Annotated in this window: 16 protein-coding genes; 7 read left to right on the top strand and 9 right to left on the bottom strand. The window is 53.2% G+C overall.

Features of this window, described 5'->3' with window-relative positions:
• Positions 1 to 228 precede the first annotated feature (228 nt).
• Positions 229 to 3,708 (top strand): hypothetical protein, encoded by a 3,480-nt coding sequence (locus C4520_00200; GenBank protein RJP26821.1) that lies wholly within the window; start codon positions 229 to 231, stop codon positions 3,706 to 3,708.
• Positions 3,701 to 4,321: a DUF1318 domain-containing protein gene (locus C4520_00195; GenBank protein RJP26820.1), complete on the top strand. Its 621-nt coding sequence runs from the start codon at positions 3,701 to 3,703 to the stop codon at positions 4,319 to 4,321. Before C4520_00200 ends, C4520_00195 begins: the two co-directional genes overlap by 8 nt.
• Positions 4,322 to 4,504: 183 nt before the next feature.
• On the opposite strand, the gene C4520_00190 is transcribed toward C4520_00195, so the two are convergent.
• Positions 4,505 to 4,774, bottom strand: a complete 270-nt coding sequence (locus tag C4520_00190; GenBank protein RJP26819.1) for an HU family DNA-binding protein — start codon at positions 4,772 to 4,774, stop codon at positions 4,505 to 4,507.
• Between the two features lie 296 nt (positions 4,775 to 5,070).
• Entirely contained in the window at positions 5,071 to 6,132 is a 1,062-nt protein-coding gene (locus C4520_00185) for a hypothetical protein (GenBank protein ID RJP26818.1), read from the bottom strand.
• A 298-nt stretch (positions 6,133 to 6,430) separates the two neighbouring features.
• Here C4520_00185 and C4520_00180 point away from each other — a divergent pair, with 298 nt between their 5' ends.
• From C4520_00180 to C4520_00170, 3 genes are read left to right on the top strand one after another with little or no spacing between them, the layout of a single operon-like run.
• Positions 6,431 to 6,706, top strand: coding sequence for a hypothetical protein (locus C4520_00180; GenBank protein ID RJP26817.1), 276 nt, complete (start codon positions 6,431 to 6,433; stop codon positions 6,704 to 6,706).
• Between the two features lie 28 nt (positions 6,707 to 6,734).
• A complete protein-coding gene (locus C4520_00175) occupies positions 6,735 to 8,129 on the top strand; it encodes an SAM-dependent methyltransferase (GenBank protein RJP26816.1) in 1,395 nt (464 codons plus the stop codon).
• Positions 8,126 to 9,628 carry a hypothetical protein gene (locus tag C4520_00170; GenBank protein RJP26815.1) on the top strand — a complete coding sequence of 501 codons (1,503 nt, stop codon included), beginning with the start codon at positions 8,126 to 8,128 and terminating at the stop codon, positions 9,626 to 9,628. Before C4520_00175 ends, C4520_00170 begins: the two co-directional genes overlap by 4 nt.
• 305 nt (positions 9,629 to 9,933) lie before the next feature.
• Here the strand turns inward: C4520_00170 and C4520_00165 are convergent, their stop codons facing one another.
• The 3 genes from C4520_00165 to C4520_00155 form a co-directional block, all read right to left on the bottom strand.
• On the bottom strand, positions 9,934 to 10,185 hold the full coding sequence (locus C4520_00165) for a hypothetical protein (protein RJP26814.1): 252 nt from the start codon (positions 10,183 to 10,185) through the stop codon (positions 9,934 to 9,936).
• A gap of 55 nt (positions 10,186 to 10,240) precedes the next feature.
• Positions 10,241 to 10,768, bottom strand: coding sequence for a hypothetical protein (locus C4520_00160; protein ID RJP26813.1), 528 nt, complete (start codon positions 10,766 to 10,768; stop codon positions 10,241 to 10,243).
• A 130-nt stretch (positions 10,769 to 10,898) separates the two neighbouring features.
• A complete protein-coding gene (locus C4520_00155; protein RJP26812.1) occupies positions 10,899 to 11,252 on the bottom strand; it encodes a YtxH domain-containing protein in 354 nt (117 codons plus the stop codon).
• A gap of 653 nt (positions 11,253 to 11,905) precedes the next feature.
• Between C4520_00155 and C4520_00150 the strand changes: the two genes are divergently transcribed.
• The gene (locus tag C4520_00150) at positions 11,906 to 13,168 is read left to right on the top strand and encodes a hypothetical protein (protein ID RJP26811.1); all 1,263 of its coding nucleotides are present in this window, start codon (positions 11,906 to 11,908) and stop codon (positions 13,166 to 13,168) included.
• An 89-nt stretch (positions 13,169 to 13,257) separates the two neighbouring features.
• Here the strand turns inward: C4520_00150 and C4520_00145 are convergent, their stop codons facing one another.
• Entirely contained in the window at positions 13,258 to 15,003 is a 1,746-nt protein-coding gene (locus C4520_00145; protein ID RJP26810.1) for a PRC-barrel domain containing protein, read from the bottom strand.
• 317 nt (positions 15,004 to 15,320) lie between these two features.
• On the opposite strand from C4520_00145, the gene C4520_00140 reads away from it, so the two are divergent.
• The gene (locus C4520_00140) at positions 15,321 to 15,974 is read left to right on the top strand and encodes a DNA-binding response regulator (GenBank protein ID RJP26809.1); all 654 of its coding nucleotides are present in this window, start codon (positions 15,321 to 15,323) and stop codon (positions 15,972 to 15,974) included.
• Positions 15,975 to 15,976: 2 nt separating this feature from the next.
• On the opposite strand, the gene C4520_00135 is transcribed toward C4520_00140, so the two are convergent.
• The 3 genes from C4520_00135 to C4520_00125 form a co-directional block, all read right to left on the bottom strand.
• Positions 15,977 to 17,398, bottom strand: a complete 1,422-nt coding sequence (locus C4520_00135) for a PAS domain S-box protein (GenBank protein ID RJP26808.1) — start codon at positions 17,396 to 17,398, stop codon at positions 15,977 to 15,979.
• 99 nt (positions 17,399 to 17,497) lie between these two features.
• Entirely contained in the window at positions 17,498 to 18,709 is a 1,212-nt protein-coding gene (locus tag C4520_00130) for an MFS transporter (protein RJP26807.1), read from the bottom strand.
• Positions 18,681 to 21,290, bottom strand: a complete 2,610-nt coding sequence (locus tag C4520_00125) for a hypothetical protein (GenBank protein ID RJP26806.1) — start codon at positions 21,288 to 21,290, stop codon at positions 18,681 to 18,683. The genes C4520_00130 and C4520_00125 overlap by 29 nt, the downstream gene beginning before the upstream one ends.
• Positions 21,291 to 21,484 lie beyond the last annotated feature (194 nt).

The raw sequence follows: 21,484 nt of genomic DNA, 5'->3' as shown, positions 1-21,484 counted from the left end.
TACGGCTACCGCACCTTCGAAACTTTTTCTTTGGCCCTTTATCACGTACTCGGAAATCTCCCTATACCAGAATTAACCCACAAATTCTTGTGAGGAGCTTTTAATTATAACATAAGAATTGTGCAACAGGTTACGCGGGAGCATCGTTTTGACTGAGCACACCTGTGGTGCTAAGATTTGAGAGGGAGAACAATTTTAATTTATGCGAGAGGAAGCAGCTTCCCGTCGATGAACCGAAGTATCAAAATTATTTCCATAACGTCGGCCGCTTTACTGGTTGCCATTGGGCTGGCAGTTGTGGCGCTCTCTCTCGCCCTCAGATCGGGGGAGTTGAAGAAATATGTCGAGCGCCGAGCCGAGGAGGCTACAGGACTGCAAGTGCAAATGGATTCTCTCCATTTCGGCTGGCCGCCGCAAGTATGGGCGGATGCCGTTTCCATCTCGCCGCCCGAAGAGGAGCCCATCCTTGTTGCGGAAAGGCTGCGGCTGAGGACTTCATTGATCGCGCTCTTACGCGGGCAATTTCTGCTGCTTGAATTGGTATCACCCGATGTGTCCATACGGGAAGCAGGGCTGCGCGTGATAAAACAGGAATTAGCTGACAGAGATTCGGGCGAAGGGTTTTCGTTCGGACTCATAAGGATAACTGACGGATCCGTTTCCGTTCTCGTTCCTCCTGTTGCCGCCCGCTTGTCACAAGTGAATGCGACATTTCGAGAATCAATTCTCAGCGGCGGCAAACAGATACTGACGCTGAATGCCGCAGAGGCGCAACTTGTTGTGGAGCGGGAGGCTCAAGTTCCTCAGCAGATTCTGTTGAAGGATATCCGGTCCGAAGTTTCAGTGGCGTCTTCGGAGCGGGCATTCGAGATTCGAGCCGATATTGATGCTTTGGTGACTGCCGATACTCCTCTTCTTGCGCTCCCGCCGGACTTCCCCATCGGTCTCTCGCTCACCGCGGATTTTCTGCCCCGGCAGAATGCCGTGGAGAATGCGGTCCTCAAGATGGGTAGCCCGCTGGTACGTGACGCACAGGCATATGGATCGGTAAAACACCTGGATTCCGAGCCCGCGCCAAATCTCCGTTTTACGGCGGAATTGCCTCAACTACAGCGTTTGACTGAATATATGGAGCTGTTGCAACGTCCTGAATATGAGCACGCACAGGCAAACGGTAAATTGCGCCTTGAGGGGGAGTTGACGGGGACATTCCGCCAACCGAAGCTTTCCCTGAGCGCAAATGTCGAAGAAGCAGCAATTACGTGGAACGGCTTTTCCGGAGAAGGAATACAGGCGGTGATCCCTGTCGTTTTCGAAGAAGGAACATTCACGATGGGCCCGGGAAAACTCATTGCGGAAAAAGCCTCCTTGCCGTTTGGCAAACAGGTTCTCGAGGCTTCCGCAATGGAGGCACAGCTATATGTCGACTCGACAGCCGCTCACATACGGAGTCTTGAAACCGCAGTGGCTCCGTTCGGTACGGTCACAGGACAAGCCAAATTCGAGTTCGCTTCCGGCCGGTTGAGTGGCAAAGCCCGACTCAAGGATGCCGCGGCTTCGGCGGCCATGGAATTTCTCTCCGGCGCCAGTGAGTCCCTGACTGATGTTTCTATGACAGGCTCAGTTTCTCTCGACACCGATTTTGAAGCCGCCTATAAGAATACCTTGAACAATCTCAAATTCGATTTCGCGTTTGCCTTCAAAAACGGTTCCCTCGCGCCTGCGGAATCCTTCGAATTTTCAGGCCTCGACATCGAGGCGAAAGGACGTATTTCGAGCGGGAACGCCGGCGGGCCCTGGATGGCGAATGTGGACGGCAACGTGGCAGGCTTTTTACTTGAACATCCTGCCTTGGGAGAGGCCCTCACAGTCAATGACTTTCCTTTCTCCTTGTCCGGCGCCTATTCGCTTGAAGAGAACAAAGTGACGAACGCAGTGGCGGCAGTTGATCTGGGCGCGTTGGGGAAAATCAGGGTGTCCGGAGACGTCGCACTCGCGTCAGGCTCCGTTAACGTGGCCCTTCAAGCAGAGGACGTGGAAATTGCGCAGGTTGAAGAATTCATTTCGCCTGCTCTATACGAATTGCCGGAAGGAGTTTCCGTAGGAGGGATCGCGGGAATTCGTGCGACAGTCGAGGGAAGTCTGCTGCGATCACCGAGAGAACTGAAAGGTGACCTTTCGCTCGAATTGAAAAACGGCCAGGTGGCGTCGGGCGATTTTGTGACGGCCGCCGGTCTTGCCGTGGAAGCGCAAGGCGCCTACGAAAGCGAGTCCCCGGCAGACTCATGGCGCTTCGATTTCAGCGGAAAATTCGGCGGCTTCGAACTGCTGGTCCAAACATATTATCAATCGTTTCAGGAAACGGAATTTCCTTTTCATCTGTCCGGCAGATATCTCGTAGACCAAAAGGCGATCCAGCAAATGGAAGCGACCGTGGGGCTTGCCGATATGGGCAAAGTCGCGGTAAGCGGCGACATAAAGCTTGAGCCTGTGCCTTCCCTGGAGCTGAGGATACAGAGCGAAGAACTGATTCTCGCTTCTCTCTACGATCAGGTGGGCCGGCAGGTTTTCTCCCAGGCTTCACCCGAATTAGAGGAAGCACAGGTTGCCGGCCGTGCCTCCGGCGACCTGCTTCTGACTTCGAATGGCGGTTCATGGAAAGCGGAGGGAGCCGTCAAGCTGGCGGACGGCCGCTTTTCCCTGCCGCAAGACGGCTTCGCTGCCGACACAATCGAGGTGGATCTGCCGTTTTCGCTTCATTCGCCCGGGGAACAGACGCAGGACGATTCTTTTGAAGACGCTGATTTCGGCTCCGTTCGTTTTAAAGGTATTGAAGTCGGCCCGGCACAAATCGAAGCGCTCGATCTGACCGTTGCCATCCAGGAAAACGCACTGTATGTGCAAAAGCCGGCCGCTATCGAGACGCTCGGAGGAACACTGAACCTCGGCGAGGTGCGCGCGAAAAACCTTCTGGGGCCGTCTGTGGAAATGAAGACATCTTTTATGGCGGAGGGTGTAGCATTGGCCCCGCTTTCTCGAGTTATGGGGCTGCCGGAACTGCCAGGAACCTTGAATGCGCTCTTCCCCGTCGTGCTGATTTCGCCCGATAGTATCACGACCACCGGAACGGCAAAGCTTTACACTTTCAACGGAACAATCACAATCGATTCTATTGCTATCGAGCAGCCGTTTTCGCCGGTGCGAACATTCAAAGCCGATCTCGATTTCGATAATATTCGACTCGCTCACTTGACAGACGTGCTCGAATTCGGCAAGATCACGGGCATTATCGAAGGGACGGTAACCGGATTGGAGGTCTCGCAAGGCCAACCGGCTGCTTTTGTCGCCGATTTTGAGACGGTCGAAACGAGGAGAGTCCCTCAAATCATCAATTTCGATGCCATCGAAAACATCAGCATCCTGGGGACCGGCCGGGGCTTTCAGGCAATGCTCGGCCGGGGCCTTTTTTCCTTTATCGATGAATTTCGCTATGATAAGATCGGATTTCAGACCGCGCTCAAGAACGACAACTTCAGAATCAGGGGGAAGGTGGTGAGAGACGACACAGAATATTTCGTGAAGGGGATTTTTTTGGGTCCATCGATAAACGTCATCAATCGAAATCCGGGCCAGACCATAAGCTTCAAGTCGATGGTTGAGAGAATAAGCCGGATTCAGAGAACACAATCGGAAGACGCAAATGAATGATGAGAACCTCAAAAAAGGAGGCAATAACATGAAACACTCTCTCAGGTTGATCGTGTTCCTTGCGGTGGTGCTGACGCTGGCATGCGTGACGGTAAACGTATATTTTCCCGCCGCCGAGGTCCAACAGGCGGCCGACAGGATAGTCGAGGACGTCTACCGCGATGTGCCGCCTTCACCGCAAACTGCGCCGCCGGAACAGAGCATGCTCAGGCGCGAATTCAGGAGACTGTTCTTTCAGAACCAGGCATTCGCTCAGGCAGATATCAACATTACCACCCCAAATATCCGCGCACTTCGCGCCTCTCTTGAGAAGCGCTTCGAAGAATTGGCTCCGTTCTATGAGAAAGGAGCCATCGGAATCGGAAACAACGGCCTGCTCAGCATTCGCTCTCTCGAGGGCTTGAGCCTCCAGGAAAAGGCCGAGGTAAACAAGCTGGTAAAGGCGGATAACGCCGACCGCGAGAACCTGTATTCGGAAATTGCGAAGGCAAACGAACTCGGGCCGGAAAATGTGCCCGAAATAAGAAGATTGTTCGCCAATAGCTGGCGAGAGAAGGCCCGAAAGGGATGGATCATCCAGAATGATAAGGGCGAATGGGTGACGAAGAATTGACAGTGCGAAGGGGACCAATCTGTTTAACGATCACGATGATGCCTGTCCCCGGAGCAAGCATGCGACTCAATCGTGAAAGAGTCTCCGTCCTCTTCGCAAGTCAGGCGAATCAACCGCGGCAAACTCAAAAATGAAGGCGCCCCTCACCGGGCGCCTTCATTCTCATCATGTAAATATATAAAACTAGACGTTGCTCTTGAGAACCTGTCCTGCTTTGAACCCGACGCTCTTGCTGGCCTTGATCGTGATGGCCTCGCCGGTCCTGGGGTTTCTGCCCTTGCGCGGCTTTCTCTTGCGTACATCAAATGTGCCGAAGCCGACAAGCTGAACCTTCTTATCCTTTTTCAGGCCTCTGGCGATATTATCGATTACGGCAGACACCGCCCGTTCGGCCGCAGCCTTGCTCGCCTTTAAGTCCTTCGCAACCGCCTCAATGAGATCGCCTTTGTTCATTTGCCGTCTCCTTTCACCTGCTCCCCGTTTCGGAAAAGTTCTGCTGAAAGCCCATCCTGTAGCCACTATCCCCCTTTCGCCTCTTTTTTCTTTTCCCGCTAAAACGCCCGCCGCTGAAAATTATTTTTTTCGGGCGTGATTATACCAGAAAGCTAAAATGCGTGCAACAAATTTAATCGAATCTGCCCTTTGACGGCGTTTGCGGCGATTCAATCTAAAACCGGATCGCTCCAACCATGATGGCCGTCGACAGGGACGTAACGGTTTCAGATTCGATCACCGGCCGACAGGATGCCTCAATATACACCGAATTGTTCGGTCGCCTTGACGAGAGCATCGATATTTTCGGCCGGCGTTCCTCGGTCGATAACGCCGCCGCTGGACAGGACGAATCCGCCCCCCGCTGCCGCCGCTTCAATGCACCGGCGGGATTCTTCGAGGACAACGTTCGAGTCCGCGCGCATCAGAACCGCCACGGGCGCTACGTTCCCCACCAAGCAGATACGGTTTCCTATTTGTTTTTTCAAGGTCGCCAAATCGTGCATGAAGCCCATATGAAAGGCTTTCGCTCCGGTCTCAGGCGCAAGATCCGTCAAGTTATGCATCGCGGAATCGCAATGATAGATGGTGAGTGAATCGGCATGCTCCTGAAAAATACGCCGCGTGTACGGCAGGAAGAACTCTCGAAACAGCGCTGGCGAAAGCAATCCCGAAATGTCGTCGCACAGAAATACCGCCGCCAGCTGTCCCAGTGCTTTTTTCTGCATTGCAAGATATGCTAAAAGCGTCTCCGTTGCGATCTCGAGGAGACGGTGGCACTTGGCCGGATGATCGTACATGTCAATCATGAATTCGCTGATGCCGCGGATCAGCGCTGCAAGAACGATCGGGCCCCGCAGGCTCCCAAACCCGACCGGCCCGCGAGAATTTCCAATGCCGACCTGCAGCCCGCGTTGCACCGCAAGGTGATTCATCATCTCGAAATACTCGAGGATACGAGGAAACAGCCCGTCTCGACCTACATCGGGCACTTCAAGGTCTTCCACCTCGTCTATGCTTGCAAGAGCGGGCTTTGCCCACGGCGAATCGTCTTCCGGCCAGTACACCTCGCAAAAGGCCGCCGCTTCTGTCACAACCCCAAAATCGGTATAGAGCGGACTGAGGCCGTTGAACCTGAGCTGCACTTTCGCCTGGGCCTCGAGCATCTTCACCGGATCATTATGATATTCCCGTTGCGCTACAGCGCCGTACTCCGCCATGAACCCGCTCTCGATCGGCAAAAAGACAGGCACCTGGTCGGGCGCCTGCCCTGAGAAAGCCTGGTACATGCGCATCGCATTCGTCAGCGGATCTATCATGAATACCTTCCTGTTTTCCTCTCCGTGCAAAGGAACATACCACAGTCGCCGAAGAATTGTCAAAAAGCGGGCCTTGTACAACCGTAAACCTTGCGATCTTTTTACTTTCTGCGCCTACTTTGGGTTTTGCATCGGCAACGCTGCTCGCTTGAATATGAACGTTTATACCGTTTCTCAATTGCAAAATGCTTGACGTATTTCACATAATATGATATATTTTGAAGATCTTACAGAGAAAACCGTGAGCGACCATCGCTTTGCCATGAATCGCACAAGTTGGCCCAGGGGGGGAATTGATATGGTCTCAACGGAATTCCTGGCGCTACAGAACCAGACCGCAGCTCAGTTATTCCATACCTGCCTTATTGCTTATATTGACCCCGGAACCGGAAGCTATCTCTTTCAGTTGCTTATTGCGGCGCTGCTTGGAGCTGGATTCGCAGTAAGAACCATTCGAAGGAGAATACTCGATTTGCTCCTGGCGATTGGCCGCAGCCGAAAGCCCCCCATTGAAGCCTCCGCAGAGCCCGATGAGCCATCCCCAACACCCCGGCAAAATGAACTATCAGAGTAGCCGAAAAGCCGTCAGGTGAATAGTACTCATGAAAACCGGTGAAACAACACTGGTCGCCGGGTCTTTTCGAGATCCGAGCGGGTTCTTGTTTTGGCGCGATGGTTCATTGTACCGACAGGTAAACGGCGGATATGCGCAGGCATTCGACTATCTGATACAAAGCGGCCTGTATGGCGAGCTGACAAAAAGCGGACTTCTGGTCGAGCATGAGGAAGTCCGACCTGCGCTCGGGATCTCCGCTGACGCATATAAAGTCCTGAAACCGCGCCTTATCCCTTTCATCTCCTATCCCTATGAGTGGTGCTTCAGTCATTTGAAAAACGCCGCCCTGGCCACTCTGCACATTCAGCAGAAAGCTCTTGAAAAAGGAATGTCGCTGAAGGACGCGAACGCGTATAACATCCAGGTGCTTGAGAGCAGGCAGGTGCTCATTGATATCCTTTCGTTTGAGCGTTACGTCGAGGGGCGCCCCTGGGTTGCCTATAAGCAATTCTGCGAGCATTTCCTGGCCCCGCTGGCGCTGATGTGCAAGAGGGACGTGCGCCTCGGCCAGCTCCTGCGGATCCACCTCGAGGGCATTCCGCTTGATCTTGCCCGCTCACTACTACCGATCGGCAGCAAGTTAAATCCGTCAATCTGGCTGCACATCGTCATGCACTCGCGCAGTCAGAGAACACATCAGAGCACAACGATCAGACGGGAGACGATCACAAAGACCTTCACCAGGCGCTCCTTCTTCGCTCTCCTCGACAGCCTCGAAACAGCTATCCACAAACTAACCTGGCGGTGGGATCGCGGCCATTGGATCAACTACTACGAGGGACAACACAACTATACAGATGACGCTCTGGACCAGAAGGCGAATATTGCCTCCGAATTCCTGGATCGCATTCGGCCGCAGACGGTATGGGATATTGGGGCAAATACCGGCAAGTTCAGCCGCCTCGCCTGCACGAGAGCCTCGTATGTTGTTTCCTGGGATCTGGACCCCGCATGCGTGGAGCATAATTACTCGACGATGCTGACCGCGGGCGAAAAGAATATCCTGCCGCTGCTGCTGGACGTGACGAACCCGACCCCGGGCATCGGCTGGGATAATACCGAGAGAATGTCCTTTACTGATCGAGGAGCCATCGATGCGGTTCTTGCGCTCGGGCTCATCCACCACCTGGCGCTTGCGAACAACGTTCCGCTCTCCCGAATCGCCTCCTTCTTCCAAAAGCTCGGCGACTGGTTAATCGTTGAGTTTGTCCCCAAGGATGACTCACAGGTCCGGCGGCTGCTGGCAATGAGGGACGACGTCTTTCCGCGATATTCGCAACAGGATTTCAAAGAAGAATTCGGGAAGTTTTTTTCCATCGAGTCCGAAAAGCCGATCCCTCAAACCTCCCGCACGCTCTACTTGATGAGGAAACTTCGGTGAGCTTGAAGAAGATTACCGCAATCCATCCTTTCCTCTTCGCCGCTGCTCCGATCGTCTTCCTGTGGTCTCACAATTCTCAGAAAGTTGAATTTGTCGAATTGCTTCTGCCCGCTCTTGTTTCTGTCGGAGCGTGCGCGCTGCTGCTCGGAGTGCTCTGGCTGGTAAGCAGAGACTGGGCTCGAACCGCCGCCACCGTCTCACTCCTGCTCCTCCTTTTTTTTGGTTACGGGCATCTTTTCGAGCTGATATGGAGCTGGAACTTCTTTCAAAATGTGTTTGTCGCGCACCTGGTCTTGGGTATATATCTGGCGGTGTTTTTTGCAGGAACGATCGCAGCCGTTTGGAGAGCCCGCAACATCGAGCAGCTCACCGTCTTCTTCACCATTGCGCCTGCTGTTATCCTGCTCATTTCTCCCGTCACTATTTTCTCTCAGGTTCTTGCCACATATGAAAAGCAACCGGAAGTAGTCGTTGAACCCGTGTTAAATGTTGTGGCGGACCCAAGGCAGGCGCAGCCAAAGGCCGCCGAGCCCATGCCGGATATCTACTACATTATCCTGGATTCCTACAGTCGCGCGGACAGTTTAAAACAGTTGTACGGCTATGACAATTCCTCCTTTATCGACTTCCTGAAGAGCAGGGGGTTCTATATCGCCGACCAAAGCTTCAGCAATTATCCGAATACGATTTACTCGCTGTCGTCGTCCCTGAACCTGCACTATCTGAAAGACGGGATGAACGAAAACCAGTTGCTCAAGATGCTTCGCGAACCGCTCATTGCGCGGTACCTCCAGTCAAAAGGTTATCGATATGTGCATTTTAATACGTTCGCATCGGAAACGAGAAAATCCGATATCGCCGACGTGACCTATGATTACACCCCCCTGCTCGGCAGAGAATTCACAAGAATTCTCTTGCGGACCACGCTCTTGAGCGGACTGGAAAAATATGGGCCGACGCGATTGCTCGCCGAACATACGCTGTATCTTTTCGACAACGCAGGCGAGATCCCCCACATCTCGGCTCCAACGTTCACTCTCGCTCATTTCTTTCCGCCTCATCATCCCTTCATCTTCGATAGTTCGGGAAACTACATCGGAGATGACCAGCCGATGACGGTGCCTACCCAAAATGTCAGGAGCCTCTATGTCGACCAGTTGATCTTTATGAACGACCGAACCAAACTCTTGATCGATCAACTTCTCAAAAGATCCTCAACGCCGCCTATCATCATCATTCAGGGAGATCATGGCGGCGGATATATGACTTCCGGCCGTGCAAAAGAATGGGATCGACTCGGTATCCTGAACGCTTATTATGTCCCCGAAAATTATCGGCAGGAGTTGTATAATACAATTACGCCTGTGAACAGTTTCAGGCTGCTTGTGAAAAGTTGTTTCAATGAAAACCTGAAGAGGCTGCCGGATGTCAGTTACGTCGTCAAGGATGAAAAATTTGTCAAATCCGAGGTGGCAGCACGGGGCAATGACCGGCCTTAGATCTCCCCACAGGCCGCACGTCACCCGATCGCGCAATCGCGTGTAAAAAGAAGGTGCATCATGCAGGTTCAGTCGTGCCCGCAATGCGGCGGCGAAATGAAAAACTACGTCTGCCCCCGGTGTGGCTACAGTATCACGCCGCCCCATACCCGGGTTTTCCACTATGAGTGGAGGAGCAAAACCCGGATTTTTGGATTTCCGCTGGTACACGTCGCGATTGGGCGAAACCGTGAAACCGGGCGCTTGCTGGTTGCAAAAGGAATCATTGCAATCGGCCAATTTGCTGTCGGGTTAATAACGATTTCTCAGTTCGGCGTGGGATTACTTCTCGGGATCGGACAGCTTACCGCCGGCTTTCTGGCCATAGGACAGGTCGCATTGGGCGGATACTTTGGGGTGGGACAGCTCGCGACAGGACTGACAGCGATCGGGCAATTGGCATTAGGGAAATTTGTTTTGGCCCAAGTGGGAATTGGAAGATACGTATGGTCCGCCGACTCCAGCGATCCCGTCGCTATTGAATACTTTACCGCCCTGTGGAACTGGATAAAAAGCACCCTTGCGACTTAATCGACCTTGAATACGAACAGGAAAATGCGTCCCTGACCGCTGCTAAATGATCGGGGTTTCCTCCTCGTGACCGTCCCCCCCCGTTGGCGCGGACGCTTTCTGGCGACGCAGGTACTTTGCCGCAGCATATCCTCCACGAAGCAACGCAGATATCTCAGCCATCGGCGCAAGCAGATTTTCCGAAACCGTATCAGAAAGTCTTTCGAACTTATTCAGATTTTCGGTAAACACTGCATCCACCCGCTCGGCCTGGTTTTTGACCCGCGTGCTGACATCATTAACCACGTCGGTCATGGCGGCGACTGAACCGCGAGCCGACTCTACCATTACCTTGATGTCGCCGCTGATGTCGGCCGCCCTCCCTCCGACAGGCTGCGACGCCTTGACGAATTCATTAACCCGTTCAAGAATCTCATTGACTCGAGGCAACAGGTCGTTCACCGATTGCCGAACAGCGTGAGACGCGCTGATTGCGCGCCTCAAAACAACCAGGAGCACTATTGCACTCGCGATGATTATGGCTGTCTGCAAGGCAATGAGGGCGTCCAGGATGATGAATGTCGTTAGCATAAGCCGGTTCCTCTGTCGTTAGCTGGCCAGTAAGTGGGCTTTCGATTGCGGACAAGCGATATTCTTTCCACAGCGCGGTGGCTGACCTGAGAACGGGAGACCAGTCGCCGCCACATACATCGTACTGGCGCTACTGCCGTTTGAGCATCCAGGCGTCTTTTTCTTCGAGATATGCGCGTTTCGCGGCGTCTATCGCTTCGGCAACCGCGTCTCTACCTTCTCGGCTGAACGTGGTTCTGCCCCTCGTGATCAGCTGTTGCGTTGAAGAGCTGATTTTCTCGCTGGTCCTCTGCAACCGATCCTTTGCACTTTTCACTCCGCTTCCGAGCGATTCTCTGCCCTCTCTCAATCGCGAAGAGATCTGCTCGCGGGTTTCGGCGCCGGATTGTGGAGCCATTAACATACCGACCGCCGCCCCCACAGCACCTCCTAACAAAATGTAAGCCATTGTGACGCCTGCTTTTGTTGCCTTTGTAGCTTCCATAACAACCCCCTTCAGAGATAAAGCACCCTCTTCAACAGGAGCCAAGCCCTCCTTTGTGTTTTTTTAAATATGACATGGTTCCGCAGAATCTGCTATAAACTCAGTGCGGGTCGCCCGCCCCGGATCCGAAACGCGCTGGCTTCACTCTCACGTCTGTTCCGGCAAGGACAGATGATAAATTTGTTAGTTTCCTTAGCAGTCCGGCGCCTGAAAATCCCCTTTTTTGTGCATTATATCCGTTATTTTTACCCGCAGGAGCCGTTGCCCCGGCGCATAAGCAATTCATCATCAGTTTCTTCTGGCTCCCATTTCGTTATAAGACCTTGGTGCGGACGAAAAAGGTTGACAAACGGCCTGTTATTTCTGTAAGATAAGCACAAATCTAAGAGGAGGAGAAGAAGCTGGGCGGCTCTTCAACATCGTGATGATCTTTATCATCCCGACCTCTTCGTCTATCAATAAAAATCCCCGATTTTGGTATTAAGCTTATGAAACAGGCGCTAATCCTCGTTTGTCTATCCTGCGGGATCCTCATGTCTTCCGGCGGCCATGCCCGCGGCTTCCCCGATCCTGATTCGAAATCCGCGCAGCAGCGCCCATCTCCACAAGACACCTCCGCCGCCCCAAATCAAGGAACGCCTAATTCAAAAGATTTGGCGGATAAGGTGGGCTTGATACGTCTGTATAGCGTTATCGACGGCAAACTGATCCCGATCATTTACCGGAAGGAAGATTTGAAATCGATGTCCCGGATCGAAATGGACGGGTATGTGTGCGGTATAGTCGTCTTATGTGAAGAAGATATGGCAGTGGATATAGAGGGCAAGGACCTGAACAGGATTCGAAAGAACTCCGATGGGACTTACTCTCTCAAGTATTTCGGAACGTTAAAACCCCAGGATCTGGAATTGCCCGACCTCGACCAGGCGTATTACGAAAAAAATGGTTCCGTCACTGCCGAAAATTCGTTTCTCGGCGGCGGATATTCGCTCTTTCCAAGGGTGAACGGCACCGCTTTGGATCAGGAAAGCGAATTCAATTTGAACTTCTCATCGGCAGGAAAGACGTACACGATCCCGATCAGGCAGAGAGAGTTGACCACCGTCCAAACCGTTTCGGTGGAACCAAAGGAAAGAGACGATATCACATTCCAGTACATCGGAAACGATCTTGATGGACTGAAACAAGAAACAGACGATTTCGAGCAAAGACTGTACGCTATAACCGAGGGAATTGATTACGTGGAATCCACGCTCGGCGTAAACCTCGTTGATGAAGTCACCATCATAGACTATGAGGAAATTTACAATGCGGTCACGTGCGATGAAGGCAGTGACATCTGGTTTTACGTGCGAACGCTTCGAGAGGAACCCCTCGATGAATTGAGAACGATCGCGGCTCATGAAACATTACATATTTTGGGCGACAGGATCCAATGCACCGCGAGCCCCGGCTTTCGAGAGTATTTTGCCGATCTGAAGGGGTTTGACGATTTTTCTTACGAGCGCTTCATGCTTACCCTGACCGGGAATGCCCTTTCGGACGAGACGGAATCCAATAACAATGTCTTCTTCAGCTTCATCAATGAGAAAAATTTTCTTGAGAATATGAAGGGCGGACATTCACAGAAAAACATGGAGGAATTGTTCGCCTCTTTCTTCCACTCGCTCATTTTCATGGATCGTCTCCAAAAAAATCTTGACAAGCCGGTGAAAATCAGCGGCGCCAGGCGCCGCTTGTCAGCCGCGGAACGCAGAATCGTTCTGGATGAATACCTGCGCGGCATCAGGATTTTGCTTGAATCCGTTTCGCAGGAGGGCGAATCAAACCCCATCGCCCAGAGGACCCGTCTCTTCCTGCGCGACAGGATGGAGGACGCTCTTGCGCTTCGAAATGGCGAGGAAAACTTGATCTGATCCAAAAGAAGAAGGCTTGACGGAGCTTCATCCGCCAAGCCTTCTTTTATTGCGCATATCTCTCGACGTCTCTTACTTCCTTTATGGCCCTACCTGCCGTAGCCGCCCCTGAAATCCTGCTCATATTCCTCGCCGTATTCGGGACGCATCCGTTGCTGCCGCTGCCGGTATTGCGACGGAGCTTCAAAATAGCTGTGGATCCTTCTTTCCCATTGAGGATTATCCAGTTGCTGCAGATTGTTCCGTGTCAGCGAAGGAGCGCTGAAGAACTGCTGCTGAGAGACGTCAATCACCAGTTGATCCTCCCGGAGGCTGGGATTGGCCGCCTGCCATGGAATCGCGATGATCTGGTTCGGTCTCTGTGCAGATGATATCAGCAGATATTTGATGCGGCCGCTGTCATCGGTCACCAGATCCTCGAGCGTTCCCAGTTCCTGGTTTTGCCGGTTCATCACGTTTTGATCGACCATTTCAGTGGCGCGAAAAATGCTCACGCGTTCAGGATAGTATTCCCGCATCATCGAAGAATCCATCCCCGCGGGCTCCACTCCAAAATAGCTGTGCACACGCTGGTCAAACTGCGGATTGTTGATATAGTCGCGCCAGTTCTGACTGGTGAAGGTGGGTGCATCTCTCAGCTTGCTCTGAGAGATGTCGGCTGTTAAAGTCTCACGTTCAATATCCGATTGCACCACATTGAACGGAATCGCGACCAGTCGGTTGCCCATTTCCATTTCTTCCGCAGGAGAAAGGATCACGTACTTGATGCAACCCATTTCGTTGGTGAATAGATCCTTGACCACTCCTAACTGTTGGCCCTGCGTGTTCGTCATCAATTCTCCAATAAGCGCATTGGCTCTCATGCCGGTCATCATGCCGCCACCGCGCATCTCTCTCATCGAGCCGACGCCATAGTAGCTGTTAATCCTATGCTGCATCTGCGGGCTTTCAAGATTGGACAACTGATTCTGGGAGAAGTGCGGGGCGCTGTTCAACTTTGACTGACTGATGTTGACCATTAGAGCGTTTGGTTGAATGCTTGGCTGAGCCGCATTCCATGGGATTGCCGCAACTTTGTCTTCAAAGCCCTGAATCATGCTGCGGGAAAGAATGATATACCTGATTTGGCCGTTCTCGCTCAACACAAGATCTTCGACTGTCCCAAGATTCTGGCCCTGCTGGCTCACCACTCGCTGTCCGATTAAATCTTCAAGCCGCGCGTTTTCACTGGAAGGAATTCGGGTGAAATCGCCGCGCCCGGCCCGGGGGCTTGCGGCAATGTTGCGCATGTGAAAGTTGGTTCTGGACCCGCTCTTCTGCGAATCCATCGTTCCCCGCTCGAGTTCCTGCTCACGCATGCCGGGTTCAATCTCTCTTTGTCTTTGGTTCTGCCGGAAATATGCATTTACGCGCTGCTGCCATTGTGGATTTTGAAGTTGACTCCAGTCGCTGCGCGCGAACGTCGGGGCGTTCCGTAATTGACTCTGGCTGAGATTCAGAAAAACTTTGTCCTGTTGCATACGAGGATTGGCGGCGCTCCAGGGTATGGCAACGAACTGATCCTTTTCAGCGATGCCCTGCGCGGGAGACATGATGATATAGCTGACGCGCCCATTCTCGCCAATCACCAGGTTCTCCACCGTTCCCAATTGTTCGTTTTGTTGGTTCGTGACGCTCTTGCCCACCAGATTGCTCATGACGAAGGAATCTTGCGATGATCCCTTCATGGCCGATGGTGATGCGCCTCCAATATCTCCCCCGGCCGCAAAAGACGGAGCCGCCAGGAAAACGAAACTCGTGAGCGCCACCCCTGCCGTTATCCAAAACTTCCTCATTTGTGTTCCTCCTTGTTTTTCGCACACGTCCTACAGAATTCCTAGTACCAACATACCACCCGAACAACAGGCGGTATATGGGGTGTACGTTGTAATTTTTGCGAAAAGACCCATTCCCGCGTTCGCGACGACACCGGACATCATTACCGCGCCAGGAAAAATCATGCCGCCGGGACACAATGTCTTGCTTCGGAAAAACATGCGTGTTAACATTGGAAATAATAAAGGTTTAGTAAAAGAGCCGGCATCCTGTTTCGGCAGTTCGCTGTGGTTGGCTTTTTTTGCAGAATTCTGTTCGGCGAAAGGTTATTTTGAATATGAAGAAAAAAGTCGTCCTGGTGGAGGATCATACGATTCTGCGGGAAGGTCTGCGCGCGCTCTTGAACGCCAGCGAAGATTTTGAAGTGATTGATGAGGCGGAAGACGGATTACAGGCGATGAGGTGCCTCGAGAAAAATAAGCCCGACCTGATCCTGCTCGACCTTGTCATGCCCCGCATGAACGGCATTCCCGTCATCAAGGAACTTAAGCGCCGCTGGCCGGAAATCAAGATCCTGGTGTTGACCATCCATAAATCGGAAGAATATATCCTCGAGGCCCTGCAATCAGGAGTCGACGGATACTGCCTCAAGGACGCAACTCACGCAGAATTGATGTCGGCCATGCGCAGCATTCTCGGAGGGAAGTCCTATCTGAGTCCGGGAATATCGACAAAAATCTGCGAGTGGTTCCTGCAAGGAAGAAAACCGCCCGCGGAAGGGTGCTCGCCCTGGAGCTTGCTGACCGAGCGGGAGAAGGAAGTATTGAAGCTGATCGGCGAAGGTTACATGAATAAGGAGATCTCCAACTATTTATGCATCAGCGTAAAGACGGTGGAGAAACATCGCTCGAATCTCATGAAGAAGCTCGACCTTCATAATGCCTCCTCCCTCACCGCGTACGCGATAGAGAAAGGACTCATTGCCCGGTGAGGTCATTGCCTCGGCCATACAGTCCTCACCCGCGTCCCCTCTCCCGACCCGGATTCAAGAAGAAACATGCCCCCGGATGCTTCAGCTCGGTTCTTCATGCTCATCAGGCCCATCTTGCCGATGCCGCTCCTCGCCTCGTCCTTGACATCGAAGCCTCGTCCGTCATCTTGCACGAGTAACTCCAGAAATTCCTTCGTTTTCAACAGAGAGAGTCTCACCCGCTTTGCGCCGCTGTGTTTGGCCACATTGTTCAGTGCTTCTTGAATTATTCTGTACACCACCACTTTCAGCGACAATGGAATTTCCTGTTCCAGGGCATCCAGATGTTTTTCCACCTTTATCGAAGAATACGTCTTCTGGAATTCGGAACAGAAAGAATTAATAGTTGCAATAATCCCGAGATCGTCGAGAACCGACGGCCATAAATTCGTCGATATCCTCCGAGCTTCTTCCATCGCGCTCTGTACCAGCGGTATCACTTCCGCAAGCGACACTTCCGCGCGCCCCCTCTTCTTTTCCAGTTGCATCAGATTCTTTTCCAGGGTGTACTTGATCGCCGCGAGTGAGGCTCCCAGACTGTCATGAAGCTCTTGAGCAACCAGTTTTCTTTCAGACTCGTGCGCGTAGAAAAGCTGTGAAGAAACATTACCGGTCACGCCGGCCTCGCGTTCCTGCTCAAGGGCCGGTTCTTGCGTGACCACGTCCTCGAGCGCCAGTAAAACAAACTGTTTCGAGTTCTCGCGATCGACTAATTTCATTGCGGTCTGCCGAACCTGTGCATACGCGCCGCTCTTGAGGAGAAATCTGCCTTCCAGTCGATACTGTGTTTCCGCTCCATTCAATAACTGTTGAAAGAGGCGATCCTGTTCCTGAACCTCTTCGGGATGCACCAGGTCATTTAATATCAGGCATGCAATTTCCCGATGACTATAACCGAATAATTTCTGAAACGCCCGATTCTCAACCAGGAAACGCCCTTCTGAATCCAGAAAAGCTATGGCAGTCGAATCCTCCAGGAACTTCGTCCAGAAACCGATGTCATTTCGCTGGGTCTGTTCGCATTCCTTCATATAAGCGACAGTCTTACGAACGACGCTTTCAAGCAAATGCGGTTGCGGTTCTTCTTCTTGTTCCTGGGCATCGTCCGTTTCCGTGGACAACGTCTCACCCAGATTCGTCATGATGATGATGGAGGGTGTGCAGTGCTGGGCCAGAAAATCGTTCAGCAGTTTTATCGAGGCGTCGCTGCAGTTCAAGAGGCAGATGTCATATTGTCTGCTTCTCACTTTTCCGAGGGCCAGGGCGACACCGAGGCGCTCCAGCCCGACCGTAAATTCTTTCTCCCGCAGCAGAATCTCGCTCAAAGCGGAAAAAGAAGTCCCGTTTTCTTCAATGAGCAGCAGCCTGACCGATTCTTTTCTCATAAGTCCTTCTTTGAATGCGGTTATCTGCAGACCAAAAATTTAAATCTCGAAAAACTATGTCATTTCCATGTGGTTCGCGCCATCGAAAAGAAAAGAAATTTATCGTTCGTCGAGGGGGAGCGGCAGAAGAAGCAGGAACGAGCAGGAGGAGAGGACCGCAGCCACAAGAAACGGCGTCGCCGGCCCGTAATTATCCCATAGCATGCCCGCCACAAGACTTGCCGGTAAAACGGCCACTCCGACAGATGCATGATATATTCCGAGGGCCGTCGCTTTCACTTCATAATGCGAAAGTTCGGCCACCAGCGCGCGCGAAGCCGGATTCACCGTCGCCGAATGGACGCCATAGAGCGCAAAGAGCACCCATGCCTGCCACCCGCTCCAGGCGAAGGCGGCGGTCAGGCACACAACCGCATACGAGAGGTACGAAATCAGGATGATCGGTTTGCGCCCGATCCTGTCGGAGAGGCTGCCCATCGGCAGAGCTGCCAGCGCATATATCATGTTGTACAGGAGATAAAGGAGAGGCACAAGACCCGTTGCGATTCCCAGACTGCGCGCGCGAAGAAGAAAAAACGCATAGCTGAACATCCCGAGATAAAAAAAGACGTTCAGGGCGACAAAAGCCAGTAGGCGCTTGTGAGCGGGAAGAAATCGGCTAAACCGGTCCCCGTGAGATGCTGCGGCCCGCTCTTTCTCGCGGACGAAAACAAGGAGCACAACGACCGCCGCCATCCCGAATACCGTGGATATAAGGAAAATCGACCGCATTTTGAGGCTTTCGTCTCCACCCAGGAAACGAAAGAGGAGAAAGGCCAACGCCGTGCCCGCCACGGCTCCAAGCGTATCCATCATCCGGTGGAAACCATATGCCTTCCCCAAGCCGGATGGGGCGGTGGAATCCGCGATTATCGCATCCCGCGGTGCAGTGCGTATCCCCTTACCGATCCGGTCAAAAAAACGAACGGCCAGAACCAACCCGCCGGCTCCACTGATCGCGAGCAGCGGTTTTACGGCGGTCGAAATCATGTATCCCGCCGCAGCCGGCGCTTTCCTCCGGCCGATACTGTCGGAGTACCAGCCGGAAAATACCTTCAGCAGGCTCGCTGTGCCGTCGGCGATTCCCTCGACAAGCCCAAGAAACGTCGCACTCAACCCCAGCACCTGGGTGATGAAGAGCGGAAGCAGCGACAGTATCGCCTCGCTGTGCACATCCGTCAGAAAACTGACCCACCCTAAAGCCTTCACGCTGGAATGAATGGGCTGTTCGACGGCGGTCGTATCAACCAATACTGATCCGGAGGGTTTCATCTGTCCTGATCTCAATGGGATTACGAAAACGGAAACAGACCTCGTTCCCGATTTTCCGGGTCGTGCAGTCTAACTCCCGGCTTCCCTTTTTTGCTCTTGCTGCCTTCGTATGCGCAAATGCAAGACGCACTTCCCGCACTTCGATCGCTCCGAAAAGAACCAGGAGACGACCCGAAAAACTGCCGCCCGTGATTCGCTGGGAATAGCGGCCCCATCCTCCGCCGGCGCCAAAAAATGAGGAGAATTTCTCCGGCTGAAAGCGCGGGCGAAATCCAATGCTTCCCTTTGCAGCATCATAGGAATATCCCGCCGCGGCCTCAAGCAGGGCCCAACTGCTCATCGGCCGAACATAATGGTCGCCGCATTCCACCTCATTCCAGGGACTCCGCAGGCGGCCGTCGTGTCGTTTCCGTACCGCCGCAAGGATTTCCAGAGCCTCTTCAATCATGCCCTCGAAAAGCAGCGCGCCGGCAACTTCATATTCGATGCCGGTCCACACTTCATCCGAATATAATAACGGGGTCTCCGGTTTTCCGCCAAGCGGCCAGGTGCAATTGAGCAGGCCAGCCTCGTCATCTTTCACGTAAGCTCGCGGAAACTGCTGATGCCCCGAAAAATCCTTCCGGTAATTGTGCTTGAAAATCGACTGCAGCGCCTTTCGCACACGATTGCGCGGAAGCACATACCCCAGACCCGCATTATTCGCCCACCACTGCCCAAATAACTGATCCGAATGACAGCCGGCCCCGTATGATTGCACCGATTCCGAGGCATCATGCTTGTGAATGTAATAGTGCCGGTTCCACAACAGCTCATCTGCATTTTTTCTGCCCAATCGAAATCGGTTGCGATATCGCTCGCTGCTCTCTCGATCGCCGGCCGCCTTCGCCATCTCTTCCGCGGCTCGCAACGCAGCAAGATACAAGGATGTGATGAAACTGTTCGGCCCATGAATTTCGACATCGTATGTGCATGGCTGCGGGCCGGAGATTACGCCCTCTCCGCTGTCGTACCGCTTCATGACGTGCTCCATCGCAAGACGCACATGCTCCCAGAGATCCAGGAGCCATTCCCTGCCGCCACCCGCCCTGTATTCGCGGTACGTCTTCAGGACCGCCCCCAACAGACCGTCCACCGCCGGAAAAGGCGGCCCGCCTATCCACCGGTCCCACGGCCTCGGCAATGAGAGCGGAACCACGACGCGGTGCGGCAAGTACCCGCTCTCGTGCTGCTGGTGAAGCCATTCCGTCTCTCTCATCGACCGCTCCAGTTGCGGGAAAAGACGAGCCATCGTCATCGCATAGTTCCACACGTGAGTGCAGTTCAGAGGACAGCATCCGCCGCGCTCGCCAATCATTTCAGTGCTTGCCCCGCAACATCCTTCGAATGCGTAAAAGGCCTCGTCGGCTCCGCGAAAGCAGGTGGGAGATCTGATCACAGCGACTTGTGAAGAGACCGCATCGATCAGCGGAGCAGGCAAAGTCGTCTCATACATCGCCGCGCGGAACCTGTCCGCAACACGGTCAAAAATATCCAGCTTTCCGTTCACATACTCGATAACCTCCAGGACCGATGAGAACCGAGCGGCATAACGGTTCCCCAGCCATGGAGCCGTCTTCGATGGCTCCTGCCCGACATCGAGTGTCGGCTGAACCCAATCTGCCACCCGGTTCGGGAAACGCCAGGAAAGCAGAAAAGTGATTCTCGTTTCTTCGCCCGGCCCCAAAAGAACTCGAGAGGCGAGCGCGGCGTTTATGGTTTGACCGGCCGGACTTGGCTCGCCTTCAGTCGATGAATCCAGCCAACCGTCGCTGGCAAAGTCATCCCATAGATCGTCAAGAGATGCCCATTGCGCGCGTGCTGCGGCAGATCCGTCCAGAACGGCTGTTGCCATCTCGCCGGAACGGCTGTCATTCTCCGAAAGACTCCCATTATCCATCACAATGGCTGTGTAATTCCGCCGCCGAACGACCGCATTCCGATTGCCTCCGAAAGAAGGATGGGAGATGCCGGAAATCTCGGTTGAGTCATCCCAGCCTACCGCATTCTGCTGGCACATGAGGAGCGATACCGAGACGGGGCGCCGCACCACGTTTCGAACCTGGAAGTGGAAGATAACGGCTGGCAGACCGGAATCATCGGGATCGGGCGGAACGAAGGGGGAATAGGCTTCGAGCTCCAGATGGATCGGAGAATTGTCGATGGAGTATTTCACCGCGACGACGGGATATTCGGCATGCATCTCCAACCGGTCGATTGACGGAAGCTTCTCAAGCAGTGCGCGCGATTCGCGCGGAACGACATGGTCGGATACCGAAGGCGCGACTTCGAATGGAACATCGTAGAGACGGTTTGATTGAAGGAGCTTTGAGATTCGCTCCCGCGTTTCCTCCTGAACGGAGACAGCAAAGAAAGAGAAGGGAACGTGGGCGCAATGATTGATGTTGTTGAATATCTGCCATTGCCTCAGGCCGCCGTCTCCGCTTAATACTACATGACCGGCGCCGATGCCGCCCAACGGAAAATTGAATGCCCGCAAGTGTTCTCCTGAATACGAGAAGCCCCTTTTCTTCGCGCTCACGCTTCACCTTGATCTGAAGACCTCGTTTCCCGAACTCCATGATTATACAATTACAGTCACCAAGCATACCAGCGGCCGGCTCAATTTGGAAAAAGAGGTTCTTCTCCAAATTAGTTGGTGATCTTTAGTAAAAATGAATGGACATCTTCGAACTCTTCTGCTAGAAAGGAGTTGTGAAAGCAACCTTTCGGCAA

This window comes from Candidatus Abyssobacteria bacterium SURF_5 (assembly GCA_003598085.1).
Taxonomy (GTDB): domain Bacteria; phylum Abyssobacteria; class SURF-5; order SURF-5; family SURF-5; genus SURF-5.
This window is presented reverse-complemented; position numbering and strand designations above follow the sequence as displayed.

Bases quoted from the DNA above. Each gene is read 5' to 3' on its own strand.
- C4520_00200 (RJP26821.1), top strand. From the start codon at position 229: ATGAACCGAAGTATCAAAATTATTTCCATAACGTCGGCCGCTTTACTG.
- C4520_00195 (RJP26820.1), top strand. From the start codon at position 3,701: ATGAATGATGAGAACCTCAAAAAAGGAGGCAATAACATGAAACACTCT.
- C4520_00190 (RJP26819.1), bottom strand. From the start codon at position 4,774: ATGAACAAAGGCGATCTCATTGAGGCGGTTGCGAAGGACTTAAAGGCG.
- C4520_00185 (RJP26818.1), bottom strand. From the start codon at position 6,132: ATGATAGATCCGCTGACGAATGCGATGCGCATGTACCAGGCTTTCTCA.
- C4520_00180 (RJP26817.1), top strand. From the start codon at position 6,431: ATGGTCTCAACGGAATTCCTGGCGCTACAGAACCAGACCGCAGCTCAG.
- C4520_00175 (RJP26816.1), top strand. From the start codon at position 6,735: ATGAAAACCGGTGAAACAACACTGGTCGCCGGGTCTTTTCGAGATCCG.
- C4520_00160 (RJP26813.1), bottom strand. From the start codon at position 10,768: ATGCTAACGACATTCATCATCCTGGACGCCCTCATTGCCTTGCAGACA.
- C4520_00155 (RJP26812.1), bottom strand. From the start codon at position 11,252: ATGGAAGCTACAAAGGCAACAAAAGCAGGCGTCACAATGGCTTACATT.
- C4520_00145 (RJP26810.1), bottom strand. From the start codon at position 15,003: ATGAGGAAGTTTTGGATAACGGCAGGGGTGGCGCTCACGAGTTTCGTT.
- C4520_00140 (RJP26809.1), top strand. From the start codon at position 15,321: ATGAAGAAAAAAGTCGTCCTGGTGGAGGATCATACGATTCTGCGGGAA.
- C4520_00135 (RJP26808.1), bottom strand. From the start codon at position 17,398: ATGAGAAAAGAATCGGTCAGGCTGCTGCTCATTGAAGAAAACGGGACT.
- C4520_00130 (RJP26807.1), bottom strand. From the start codon at position 18,709: ATGAAACCCTCCGGATCAGTATTGGTTGATACGACCGCCGTCGAACAG.